Source organism: Vibrio sagamiensis NBRC 104589, assembly GCF_007990935.1.
GTDB classification, from domain to species: domain Bacteria; phylum Pseudomonadota; class Gammaproteobacteria; order Enterobacterales; family Vibrionaceae; genus Vibrio; species Vibrio sagamiensis.
This window is the reverse complement of the sequence record NZ_BJXJ01000001.1, coordinates 63,104-76,572: the sequence shown is the minus strand read 5'-3', so window position 1 is coordinate 76,572 and position 13,469 is coordinate 63,104. Positions and strand designations below refer to the sequence as shown.

Annotated in this window: 9 protein-coding genes; all 9 read left to right on the top strand. The window is 44.2% G+C overall.

The annotated features are described in order from the left end of the window. Positions 1-406 precede the first annotated feature (406 nt). The 9 genes from VSA01S_RS00310 to VSA01S_RS00270 all read left to right on the top strand — a co-directional run bounded on the left by VSA01S_RS00310 (position 407) and on the right by VSA01S_RS00270 (position 13,413). Entirely contained in the window at positions 407-2,089 is a 1,683-nt protein-coding gene (locus VSA01S_RS00310) for an ABC transporter substrate-binding protein (protein WP_039979340.1), read from the top strand. A gap of 163 nt (positions 2,090-2,252) precedes the next feature. After that, positions 2,253-3,239 carry an ABC transporter permease gene (locus tag VSA01S_RS00305; protein WP_039979342.1) on the top strand — a complete coding sequence of 329 codons (987 nt, stop codon included), beginning with the start codon at positions 2,253-2,255 and terminating at the stop codon, positions 3,237-3,239. 2 nt (positions 3,240-3,241) lie between these two features. Then, a complete protein-coding gene (locus tag VSA01S_RS00300; RefSeq protein ID WP_021710611.1) occupies positions 3,242-4,267 on the top strand; it encodes an ABC transporter permease in 1,026 nt (341 codons plus the stop codon). A 2-nt stretch (positions 4,268-4,269) separates the two neighbouring features. Next, the gene (locus VSA01S_RS00295) at positions 4,270-5,253 is read left to right on the top strand and encodes an ABC transporter ATP-binding protein (RefSeq protein WP_039979343.1); all 984 of its coding nucleotides are present in this window, start codon (positions 4,270-4,272) and stop codon (positions 5,251-5,253) included. 49 nt (positions 5,254-5,302) lie between these two features. Next, positions 5,303-6,298: an ABC transporter ATP-binding protein gene (locus VSA01S_RS00290; RefSeq protein WP_039979344.1), complete on the top strand. Its 996-nt coding sequence runs from the start codon at positions 5,303-5,305 to the stop codon at positions 6,296-6,298. A gap of 64 nt (positions 6,299-6,362) precedes the next feature. After that, positions 6,363-8,108: a glycoside hydrolase family 9 protein gene (locus tag VSA01S_RS00285; RefSeq protein WP_039979345.1), complete on the top strand. Its 1,746-nt coding sequence runs from the start codon at positions 6,363-6,365 to the stop codon at positions 8,106-8,108. After that, positions 8,105-9,001: a glucosamine kinase nucleotide-binding domain-containing protein gene (locus VSA01S_RS00280; RefSeq protein ID WP_039979346.1), complete on the top strand. Its 897-nt coding sequence runs from the start codon at positions 8,105-8,107 to the stop codon at positions 8,999-9,001. The genes VSA01S_RS00285 and VSA01S_RS00280 overlap by 4 nt, the downstream gene beginning before the upstream one ends. A gap of 2 nt (positions 9,002-9,003) precedes the next feature. Continuing rightward, positions 9,004-10,923 carry a beta-N-acetylhexosaminidase gene (locus VSA01S_RS00275; RefSeq protein ID WP_039979347.1) on the top strand — a complete coding sequence of 640 codons (1,920 nt, stop codon included), beginning with the start codon at positions 9,004-9,006 and terminating at the stop codon, positions 10,921-10,923. Between the two features lie 81 nt (positions 10,924-11,004). Continuing rightward, positions 11,005-13,413: a glycoside hydrolase family 94 protein gene (locus tag VSA01S_RS00270; protein WP_039979348.1), complete on the top strand. Its 2,409-nt coding sequence runs from the start codon at positions 11,005-11,007 to the stop codon at positions 13,411-13,413. Positions 13,414-13,469 lie beyond the last annotated feature (56 nt).

Here is a 13,469-nt window from a genome sequence, read left to right as displayed (position 1 = left end):
CGATGTGAGCCAGATCGACAAAGTATCTAAAGCACACAGAAGCTAAGATTTTAAAGGCTAAAGAGATAAGTAAGTACTAACATAAAAAATCATTCACAACAGCAGTTGCGACACATATCAAAATTTATCGACACAATAAAATCGAGTAAAAATACAGCAAAATGACGTTTGTTACGGAGTTAGCCCCACTTTTAACGTTTTTAACGGGTAACGTATTTGATTAATTTATGGATAAAGTGTTTTCTTACGCTTAGCTAAGGTTTACAGGCCACTCTTAGCCCTGATTCGTAGATGTCTTATGACTGAAATTTCACAGGCAGAAGAGGTAAATCTTAGTGGGTGAGTCAAATTGACGACACTCCAATCCATTAGTGAAATGAAAGCAAACAAATAGTAAGGAACAGCTATGCTTGCCAATATTAAAAAAACAGCACTAGCAACAGCAATGATTGCCACAGCTACGTCTGGCTTTGCTGCAGTAGACAACGCTGCAGAACGCAATGTACTCACAGTACACCCAAAAGAATATTCAACTTTAGTGCGTAACTTTAACCCATTCTTGGGGGCGACAAATTTACATACCACTACAGATTTTATTTATGAGCCACTTGTTATTTTTAATGAAATGCACGGCAACACACCGGTATTCCGCCTTGCTGAAGATTACAAAATATCAGATGACCTTTTAAGCGTTACTTTCGATATTCGTAAAGGCGTAAAATGGTCTGACGGCAAAACATTTAGCGCTGATGATGTGGTTTACTCTTTCAATCTAGTTAAAGAAAAACCAGAGCTTGATCAATCAGGCATCAACTCTTGGGTTACTGGCGTAGAGAAGGTGGATGATTTCACTGTTAAGTTTACTTTGAGTGAAGCAAACTCAAACGTTCCTTACGAAATTGCCAAAGTTCCAGTTGTACCAAAGCATATTTGGAGTAAAGTCAAAGACCCAGCGACTTTCACTAATGAAAATCCAGTAGGCTCAGGTCCATTCACTGAAATCGCAACCTTCACACCACAACTTTACCTCCAGTGTGAAAACCCAAATTACTGGGATGCCGCTAACCTAGATGTAGATTGCTTACGAGTTCCACAAATCGCTAACAACGATCAATTCTTAGGTAAGGTCGTTAACAGTGAGCTTGACTGGTCATCTTCTTTCATTCCTGATATTGACCGCACGTACGCAGCATCTAGCCCTAAACACCATTACTGGTACCCGCCGTCAGGCACACAGGCTTTTGTCGTAAACTTCAAAAACCCGGATGCGGCTAAAAATGAAGCACTGAACAATGTAGAGTTCCGTCGTGCATTCTCAATGGCGCTTGACCGTCAGACTATTATCGATATCGCTTTCTATGGTGGCGGTACTGTCAATGACTTCGCATCAGGTCTTGGCTATGCGTTTGAAGCATGGTCTGATGAAAAAACTCATGACAAATACAAAGGCTACAACTCTTACAACGTAGAAGGTGCTAAGAAACTACTTTCTAAAGCGGGCTTCAAAGACGTAAACAAGGATGGCTTTGTTGATACTCCATCAGGTAAATCTTTCGAACTGCTTATTCAGTCTCCAAATGGCTGGACTGACTTCAACAACACCGTCCAACTAGCTGTTGAGCAATTAGCAGAAGTCGGCATTAAAGCACGTGCACGTACACCTGACTTCTCAGTCTACAACCAAGCAATGCTTGAAGGTACGTACGACGTCGCTTATACCAACTACTTTCACGGTGCAGACCCATTCACATACTGGAACAGCGCTTACAACTCAGCTCTGCAAGCTGGTGATGGTATGCCTCGTTTTGCAATGCACTTCTACAAAAATGATAAGCTAGATGGCCTACTCAACAGCTTCTACAAAACTGCAGATAAACAAGAGCAGTTAAAGATTGCTCATGGTATCCAGCAAATCATTGCTCAGGATCAAGTGACTGTTCCAGTTCTGTCTGGTGCTTACATGTACCAATACAACACCACTCGCTTTACTGGTTGGTGGGATGAAAAGAACCCGAAAGGCCGTCCAAACATTTGGGCTGGTATTCCTGAGCGTCTACTACACGTATTGGATTTAAAACCAGTTGAATAAGTAGAAGTTCATGTCTCGCGGCACAATCATGTGCCGCTTATAAAAATTCCCTTGTGACTACACCAGTATGGCGCCCGTCGTCAGGGGATTTTTCGCTCTCAATTTGATTGAGGCGACCTGAAACCAGAAACAGGGAAAAATCTGGGTAAGTAAGGTATGAGTTATGGGTTATTTTTTAAGACGTTTGTCATTCTATTTAGTCGCACTCTTGGTTGCTGCGACGTTAAATTTCATTATTCCAAGAGCAATGCCTGGTGACCCAGTTACCATGATGTTTGCTAACGCATCGGTTCAGGTAACACCAGAGCGAATTGCAGCTATGAAAGAGCTGTTGGGATTCGTCGATGGTCCTATTTACATTCAATATCTGTCATACATCAAAAATATTCTTAGCTGGGAATTGGGAACATCCATCCAATTTTATCCTCTTTCCGTTAACTCTTTACTGGGAAGTGCATTTGGTTGGTCACTCTTCCTTGCGGGAACAGCGGTTATCCTGTCATTCTCTCTAGCTTCAATCTTGGGGATTTTCGCCGCTTGGAAACGCGGCAGTAAATACGATGCCTTTGTGACTCCAGGCACACTGATCATTCAAGCTATCCCGCAAATGGTTATCGCAATGCTGGCACTTTTTGTGTTTGCCATTGGCCTCAAATGGTTCCCATCTGGTTACGCTTACACTCCAGGTACCGTGCCTGATTGGACAAGCTGGGAGTTCTTAAAAAACGTGGGTTACCACGCTGTACTGCCTCTATTTTGTGCCACTGTCGTTCAAATCGGCGGTTTCCTCGTCAACATGCGCAATAACATGATCAACTTACTGGCAGAAGATTACATCACGATGGCCAAAGGTAAGGGATTAAGCGAAAACCGCGTTGTATTCAATTACGCAGCTCGAAATGCACTATTACCAAGTGTCACGGCCCTTTCAATGTCTTTAGGTATGGCCATTGGTGGTCAACTTATCATTGAAATGATCTTCAACTACCCAGGTCTAGGCACCGTTCTTTTAAATGCGATTCACGCTCGTGACTACCAAGTACTTCAAGGTCAGCTCATTATCATGACGATGTTTATGCTGTGCTTTAACTTAATGGCTGACATGCTGTACATGATTTTAGATCCTCGCCTACGTAAGGGAGGCAAATAATCATGAAAAATTTATTGAAACTGATTTTAGGTAACGCTTTCGCCCGTGTCGGCTTAGCCATCATTACTCTGTTTGTCTTCGCTGCACTTGCTGCACCTTGGATAACCAAGCACGCACCTGACAAACGCACCGGTAACCCACACGAGTACCCAGGCTTAATAGTCAAACAAGCCCAAAATAATCCTGATGGGTGGGTAGCCAATAACCTTGCAGACGATCGCCGTACAATGATTATGTCTAAAGAAGCTGACCACGCATTGGGTACCTCTCGTATGGGACGCGATATATGGTCACAGGTGGTTTATGGTGCACGCGTGTCACTAGGTGTTGGCTTCGGTGCTGGGATCATCGTGTGTTTCCTCGCCACGGTCATTGGTATTTCTGCAGGTTACTTTGGCGGCCGAGTGGATGATGTACTCAGTGCAGCAATGAATATCATGTTGGTCATTCCACAATACCCATTGCTGTTCGTACTTGCTGCTTTCATTGGTCAAGCAGGCCCTGTCACTATCGCCTTAATCATTGCCGGAACCTCATGGGCATGGGGTGCTCGGGTTGTTCGAGCCCAAACCATGGCCTTGCGTGAAAAAGAGTTCGTTAAGGCCGCAGAAGTATTAGGCGAATCTTCATTCCGCATCATATTTGTTGAGATTTTACCAAACCTTATTCCAATCGTAGGCGCAAGCTTCATTGGTTCTGTCATGCTGGCAATCAATACCGAAGCCGTAATTTCTTTCCTCGGATTGGGTGATCCAAATACCGTAAGTTGGGGCATCATGCTGTACAACGTTCAAACCTCGTCAGCTATGCTGATCGGCGCTTGGTGGGAAGTCTTAGCACCATGTCTAGCCCTCACTTTGCTGGTCACAGGTCTTGCTCTACTGAACTTTGCTGTTGATGAAATTGCTAACCCACAACTTCGTTCTCACAAAGGTATGAAGCGTTGGAAAAAACTCGCTCAGCAAGACAAACAAGAACGCGAGCCAGAATTGGCACCACAAAATGCACTATGGAGCGGAGATAAATAATCATGACTGCACCTCTCATTTCTATCCGTAACCTATGCGTAGACTACATTACAGATGCTGGCGATGTCCGTGCCTGTAATAACGTCAGCTTTGATATTGCACCAGGAGAAGTCTTCGGCCTTGCTGGTGAATCAGGTTGTGGAAAATCAACGGTCGCTTTCTCATTGATGCGTTTACATAAGCCACCAGCATTTATCACCGGTGGACAAGTTATCTTCAACGGTGAAGATATTCTTAAGTACAGCGACGAGCGTATGCAAGCTTTCCGCTGGAGTCAGATGTCGATGGTTTTTCAAAGTGCAATGAACGCACTCAACCCTGTTCTAACAATGGAAGAGCAGTTTTGTGATGTGATCATGCGTCATACCAACATGACTCGAGCTCAAGCGAAAGTACGTGCTGAAGGTCTACTGGAAATCGTTGATATTCACCCGAGCCGTTTAAGTGATTACCCACACCAATTCTCTGGTGGCATGCGACAACGCTTGGTTATCGCGATTGCTTTGGCGCTTAACCCAAAAATGATCATCATGGATGAACCAACCACAGCACTTGATGTTGTCGTTCAACGCGAAATTTTACAAAAGATTTATGCGCTGAAAGAAGAGTTTGGTTTTTCCATCCTCTTCATTACACATGACTTATCTTTGATGGTCGAATTCTCAGACCGTATCGGCATCATGTATTCAGGTGAGCTCATTGAAGTCGCACCTTCTAAGCAAATATTGGAAAGTCCTTACCACCCTTACACAAAAGGTTTGGGTAGCTCTTTCCCTCCTCTTACTGGCCCTAAAACAAAACTCACGGGTATTCCTGGCAACCCATTGAATTTATTGGAGATACCTAAGGGTTGCCGCTTCCAAGCTCGCTGTGATCGAGTCCACGAAGCATGCACAAGAATACCAACTAAGCTGCGTGAAGTTGAATCAAGCCGTTTATCAAATTGCCATTTGTATAGCGATATGATTGCTCAAGCGAAGGTTTAATTTAACAAGCAGTAAAGCTGGCTAATAAGAAATAACATTGGAGAGAATTATGAGCAAACAGCTCGGCGAACTGTTGATTGAAGGTAAGAATGTCGTCAAAGACTTCCCTTTAAACAGTAACTCAATTAAGCAATCGAAGATGCGTGCAATCAACGACGTATCATTCAAAATGTACAAAGGCCGTGGTTTATCTGTTGTTGGAGAGTCGGGCTCGGGCAAATCAACCACGGCGAAAATGATCGCAAAAATGTACGCACCGACTCATGGTCTGATCGAATATAGGGGCCGCGACATTCAGGACATTACTTCCAAGCAGGCTCTCATGTCCTACCGTGAAGGGGTGCAAATGGTATGGCAAGACCCATTTGGCTCACTTAACCCAACACACAATATCTTCCATCATATTGCACGCCCGTTACTGATTCATAAAAAAGTATCGCCGAGTAATAAGAAGGAGCTTGAAGAGCGAGTCTATTGCTTATTGGAACAAGTTGGCCTGATTCCACCTAAAGAAACCGCCCAAAAGTTCCCTCACCAACTTTCGGGCGGTCAACGTCAACGTGTCAACTTAGCCCGTAATATTGCAGTAGGTGCAGAGGTTGTTTTAGCTGATGAACCAACTTCTATGCTCGACGTTTCAATCCGAGCGGGTGTTCTCAACTTAATGGAAGAGATGAAGTTCGAGAAACAAATGTCTCTTCTTTACATCACACATGATATTGCTACTGCACGTTACATCGCAGAAGACCTAGCGGTAATGTATGTCGGACACATGGTTGAATGGGGAGATACTGAAGAGATCATCCATGAACCACAGCACCCTTACACTCAACTTTTAGTATCAGCAGTTCCTGACCCTGCCAAGTCCATTCATGAAAAGTTAAAAGGCAATAAAGGTGAAATCCCGTTGTGGACTCCTGAGTCAGTCGGATGCCCTTTTGCAGGTCGATGTACTCATGCTAGCGATAAATGTCGCGAGCAATTACCGGGTGTCACTCAATTATCTGAGAATCACTTTGTTCGCTGTTACTTATTTGAAAATTAATCAAAGTAAGGGGTAGGTCTGCTCCTCCCCTTTACCTTGTGTCTTGTTTCCTCGGAGAAATGAAATGCTGCTGCTGATTAACCATATTGGTTACGAATGCCTAAGCTCTAAACAAGCCATCATTCAAACCAGACAACCCCGCTTATCTTCCTATCATGCGTTATTGGTATGTGCCAATAGCCATCAAACAGTTGCATCACTCAACGTAGAGAAGCAAGGTAGAGTCGCCAATTGGCATAAAGGTCACTTCTACACCATTGATTTTTCCTCTTTCCAAACCCCTGGAAAATACTATCTTCGATTTGATCATATCCGTTCCGCTTGTTTCGAGATTAACGAGGATGTTTTGCTACAACGAACCTTATCTGATGTCCTACACTACTTTAAATCTCAGCGCTGTGGCGGCATTTTTGATCAAAAAGACAAACAAGTCCCTGTCCTAAACAGTTCAGAAACTGTTGATGTCCATGGAGGGTGGTACGACGCCTCTGGTGACGTGAGTAAATATCTCAGTCACCTATCCTATGCCAATTACCTCAATCCACAACAAATTCCGATGGTTGTGTGGAATATGCTGAAAGGTTTGTCTCTGCTCAAAACTCATCAGCATTTGGCACCATTTACTTCAATCCGATTAATCGAAGAAGCACTTTTCGGTGCAGATTTTCTTGTTCGTATGCAAAGCGCACAGGGTTTCTTCTACATGACCGTTTTTGATAAATGGAGTAAAGATACCTCACAACGAGAGATCTGCGCCTATGAGACTCAACTCGGACATAAGTTTGACGACTATCAAGCTGGATTTCGACAAGGTGGAGGTGTATCGATCGCTTCTTTAGCGGCAGCCGCTCAACTAGAAACGCATGGAGAATACAATCAGCAACAATATTTAAGTGCTGCAGAAAAGGGCTACTGGCATCTTAAGGAATGTAATACGCAGTATCTTAACGATGGTGAAGAAAATATTATCGATGAATATTGTGCCCTACTAGCCAGTGTTGAATTATTTAAAGCTACTCAGTCTGCACGCTATCTAACTGAAAGTCGTTTTTGGGCAGAACGTTTGAGTACTCGCCAAACCAGTGATGAGTCTTTCTATCATTTCTGGGCAGCGAACCATGATGGCAGCCGTCCCTACTCACATGCCGCAGAAGCAGGGTTACCTGTTATCGCTTTATGTGAATATCTCAACATTGAAGACGATTCTGACCTTATCGTTAAGTACAAAAAAGTCGTCCAACAAGCCTGCCAGTTTGAACTCACAATCACCAATAAGGCAAACAACCCTTTCGGCTATCCACGCCAATACGTTAAGGCTGTATCTCAAGCCAAGAAAGATGCTTTTTTTATCGCCCATAACAATGAGTCTAGCTATTGGTGGCAAGGTGAGAATGCACGTTTGGCTTCATTATCTTCGATGGCATATCTCGCACAGCCCTACATCGACTCATCAGCCATGAGACAACAACTTTCTGACTATGCAAACAACGCATTAAACTGGATTGTCGGCTTAAATCCTTATGATATGTGCATGCTTGATGGACATGGTCATAACAACCCAGATTATCTACCTCAAAAAGGCTTTTTTAACGCAAAAGGCGGGATTTGTAACGGCATTACCGCAGGCTTCGAAGATGAAGAAGATATTGCCTTCAACCCTGCTCAACAAAAAGATGATCTATTACAAAGCTGGCGCTGGGGAGAACAATGGATACCCCATGCAGCTTGGTATCTGCTCGCCATTATGAGTCAAGCAAATTACATCTCAACTTTGTCGTCTCAAAAAACAACAAAGGAGACGCATTCATGAGCATGTACTTCGTCGGCATTGATGGAGGCGGCACTTCCTGCCGCGCTCGTATCAAAAACGCACAAGGACAAGTCATTGGTGAAGCCAAAAGCAGTAGCGCGAACATCATGCTAGGAGCGAAGGTTGCCATGCAAGCAGTACAGGATGCGATCGCCTCTGCTACTGAACAAGCAGGGTTAACACAACATGATTTTGCTTCCATGCATGTCGGTCTTGCTCTAGCCGGTGCAGAACATAAAGCATCATGGCAAGCTTTTATGGCACTCAAACATCCCTTTGCCAGCTTAACCTTAAACACGGATGCTTATGGTGCCTGTAAAGGCGCACATAATGGTCAAGACGGTGCGATCATGATCGCAGGTACGGGATCGTGTGGGCTATTTATCCAAGGGTTGAAACAGCATGTGGTTGGAGGACGAGAGTTTCCAATATCGGATCAAGGCAGCGGCGCCGTTATGGGGTTACGCCTTATTCAGCAAGTCGTTTTAGCTCAAGACGGTATCGCCCCAACAACACCATTAACTGAACATGTAATGGCTTACTTTGACCATGACATTGACAATATCGTGGCTTGGTCTAAACAGGCTTTACCTCGTGACTATGGTCAATTTTCTCCTGCTATTTTTCAATATACAGAGCAAGGCGATGCACTAGCGATTGAATTACTCAAACAGACCGCCGCCGATATCGAAATGTTTCTTGTTGCACTTCATCAACGAGGCGCCAAAAGTATTTGCTTGATGGGCAGTATCGCAGAGCGCATTTTGCCTTGGCTTTCTCCACCAATCCAAAACTGGATCGTCTCTCCACAATTTGACGCTATCGAGGGAGCTTTGATGTTTGCCGGTAAGCCAGAACACAACCTTTATGCTTTTCAGAGCGGAGGGAAATAAGTATGGAATATCGCATCGATCTCGTTGTACTCTCAGAGCAAAAGCAAAGCTGCCGTTTTGGCTTAACGTTTCATAATTTAAGCGATTTCGATCTTCATAACTGGTCGATCTCTTTTGCGTTTGATCGTTATATTTTGCCCAACAGTATTTCTCATGGGCAATTGCAACAGATTGGCAGCTTCTGCACTTTAACGCCTCAAAGCATGATCCTTCTTGCTAATCATCACTACTACTGTGAGTTCAGTATTGGCTCAAACCCACTTCGCTACTACTCGGATGGTTTTAAAGAAGCCATCGTCGATTTTATGGTCGATGGTCATCCTAAACGCAACTCTGTTGCAGTTACCCCTATTGTTTTAGCCTCACCTTATCGTGAGCGAAGTGTGATTCCAGTCGTAGATTGCAGTGAGCCTGCCTTAATCCCAAAACCTAATCATATTGAAATGCATAGCCTCAGCTTCTGTTTTGAGCAAAATTCAGGGGTGGCTGTGCACACGGATTTGGCGCTTTCTGCTAGGACATGGCTACTGGAAGAACTCCAACGTCTCCATCACATTACACTGAGCTACTCCAACAGTGGCACCATATTATTTAAGAGTAACCCAACTCTTGATGATGGAGCTTATAGGATCAAAGTCACTGAAGAGTCTCTCAAAATTGAAGCAGGATCATCTTCTGGGTTTACCCATGCCTGTGCAACATTATTGCAACTCGTTCAGCCAACGAACAACCCTCAGATATTTAAAGTCAACTGTTGCTCTATTCATGACAGTCCACGTTTCCGTTACCGTGGAATGATGCTTGATTGTGCTCGTCATTTTCATTCTATTGATCAGGTAAAGCGGTTGATCAACCTACTTGCTCACTACAAGTTCAACACTTTTCATTGGCACCTCAGTGATGATGAAGGATGGCGAGTTGAAATAAAAGCGTTTCCAGAATTGACAGAAATCGGCGCTTGGCGAGGTATTGATGAAATTATTGAGCCTCAATATAGCCACCTCGGGCAGCGCTACGGAGGCTACTACACTCAAGATGAAATCAGGGAAGTGGTTCAATTCGCGACACAACGTGGTATCACCATCATTCCAGAAATAGACGTCCCAGGACACTGCCGTGCTGCGATTAAATCTTTACCGCACCTATTAGTTGAGCATGAAGATGCCACACAATATCGAAGCATCCAGCACTATCATGACAATGTAATTAACCCAGGATTACCGGGCAGTTATGAGTTTATCGATAAAGTTTTAGAGGAAATATCTGCACTGTTCCCAGCCCCTTTCGTCCATATTGGTGCTGATGAGGTGCCTAACGGTGTTTGGTCAAACAGCCCAGCTTGCCAAGCTCTGATGGAGCAATATGGCTACTCTGATCACAAAGAGCTACAAGGCCACTTCCTTCGTCATGCAGAAAACACATTACGCAAATTGGGCAAACGCATGCTGGGTTGGGAAGAAGCCCATCATGGTAATAAAGTCAGTAAAGATACCGTTATTTATTCTTGGCTTAGTGAGGAAGCGGCGTTGAACTGTGCTCGCCAAGGCTTTGATGTCGTTCTTCAGCCAGCCCAAACCACTTACCTTGATATGACACAAGATTATGCCCCAGAAGAACCCGGAGTCGATTGGGCAAATACTCTGCCTTTAGAGGCGGCCTATCACTATGAACCTTTGTCTGATATTCCCATAAATGACCCTATCAGAAAACGTATTTGGGGCGTTCAAACCGCACTGTGGTGTGAAATTATCAATAATCAATCCCGAATGGATTATATGATTTTTCCTCGTATTACTGCTCTTGCCGAGACTTGTTGGACAAAACGGCAACATCGTAATTGGGAAGATTATTTATCACGTTTAAAAGCGCATCTTCCTTTACTGGATTTACAAGGCGTGAATTACCGAAAACCTTGGAAGTAATCACTCACTGATGCATGCATTACACACTACGACTATGAATTTTGGCTGCAAAGGCAGCTTTGGTAAAAAAGGAAAATACCAATGAAATACGGCTACTTCGATAATGAGAATCGTGAATACGTTATCACTCGCCCTGATGTTCCCGCTCCGTGGACTAACTACTTAGGGACTGAAAAGTTCTGTACGGTTATCTCACACAATGCTGGTGGTTACTCATTTTATAACTCTCCAGAATATAACCGTGTTAGCAAATTCCGCCCGAATGCGACCTTTGACCGTCCGGGACATTACGTCTATCTTCGCGATGATGAAAGCGGCGATTACTGGTCTATTTCATGGCAACCTGTTGCAAAGAGTTTAGACGAAGCAAGTTATGAAGTTCGCCATGGTTTGTCTTACTCTACTTTTAAATGTGAGTACAATGGCATTATCGCTACCAAAACGCTTTTTGTACCCAAAGGGGAAGATGCTGAAGTTTGGGATGTTGTCATCAAAAATACGTCTGACAAACCACGTACGATTAGCGCATTTTCGTTTGTGGAATTCTCATTTAGCCATATTCAATCTGATAACCAAAACCATCAGATGTCTTTATACTCGGCTGGCACGTCATACAACGATGGCGTTATTGAGTATGATTTGTACTACAACACCAGTGACATCGAGGGTTTCTATTACTTAGCTTCGACGTTCGACCCTGATTCATACGACGGTCAACGGGACAGTTTCCTTGGCTTGTATCGTGATGAAGCCAATCCAATTGCCGTTGAAAAAGGGAAGTGTTCCAACAGCGCACAAACGTGTTATAACCATTGCGGCTCTCTACACAAGCAATTTACCCTGCAACCAGGAGAAGAAGTCCGTTTTGCCTACATCTTGGGTGTAGGAAAAGGCAATGGTGAGCGTTTACGTGCTAAGTATCAAGATATCACCGCCATTGACGACGCTTTTGCTGGTATCAAGGCTCACTGGGATGAACGCTGTGGTAAATTCCAAGTTAAGTCTCCGAATCAAGGTCTAGACACCATGATTAACGCTTGGACATTATACCAAGCAGAGACATGTGTAGTTTGGTCGCGCTTTGCTTCCTTTGTTGAGGTCGGTGGTCGAACGGGCCTCGGCTATCGAGATACAGCGCAAGATGCCATTTCCGTTCCTCATGCCAACCCACAAATGACGAAAAAGCGCATCATTGATCTGCTACGTGGACAAGTCAAAGCTGGCTACGGTCTCCACCTCTTCGATCCAGATTGGTTTGATCCAGAAAAAGCAGACGTTAAGCCTTCAAAGTCTCCTACGGTAGTCCCAACACCATCGGATGAAGATAAAATTCATGGTATCGAAGACACATGTTCTGATGATCACCTCTGGATTGTCCCAACCATTTGTAAATACGTTATGGAAACGGGCGAATACGACTTCTTCGACAAAGTTATCCCTTATGCCGATGGTGGCGAAGCAAGTGTATACGATCATATGAAAGCCGCCCTTGATTTCTCAGCAGAATACGTTGGTCAAACCGGGATTTGTAAAGGCTTACGTGCCGACTGGAATGACTGCTTAAACTTAGGCGGTGGCGAATCAGCCATGGTGTCTTTCCTTCATTTTTGGGCGCTACAAGAATTCATCGACTTAGCGAAATATTTAGGCCGACATGCTGATGTAGAAAAGTATACCGAAATGGCCGCCAATGTACGTGAAGCTTGCGAAACGCACCTATGGGATGAAGAAGGTGGCTGGTACATCCGTGGTTTAACTAAAGATGGCGACAAAATTGGTACCGCGCAGCAAAAAGAAGGCCGTGTTCACCTTGAGTCAAATACACTCGCTGTCCTTTCTGGGGCGGTTTCTCAAGAGCGTGGTGAAAAAGCCATGGATGCAGTTGATGAAAACCTGTTCTCCGAATATGGCCTTCACCTCAACTCACCGTCATTCTCTACTCTTAATGATGATATCGGGTTTGTCACTCGAGTTTACCAAGGCGTAAAAGAAAATGGGGCAATCTTCTCTCACCCTAACCCTTGGGCATGGGTAGCTGAAGCGAAGTTAGGACGGGGCGATCGTGCCATGAAGTTCTATGATGCACTGAACCCATACAACCAAAACGATATGATCGAAAAACGTATCGCAGAACCTTACTCTTACGTGCAATTCATCATGGGTAGAGATCATCAAGATTATGGCCGAGCTAACCACCCATGGTTAACGGGAACCTCTGGTTGGGCCTACTTTGCCGTAACCAACTTTATTTTGGGCATTCGTACAGGTTTCAATAGCTTAACCATTGATCCTTGTATTCCAACTCAATGGCCAAGCTTTGAAGTGACGCGTCAATGGCTAGGTGCGACCTATAACATCACCGTCAATAACCCAGATTCTGTCAGTAAAGGCGTCAAGTCAATCACTCTAAATGGTGAAGCGATTCATGGCAATGCGGTTCCGATCCAAAGTGAAGGCTCCATCAATGAAGTGATCGTAACGTTAGGTTAATTAAGCTAGGAATATTCCCGTACGTTTATCCGATGTATGGTCAGCTTGATCTCGGT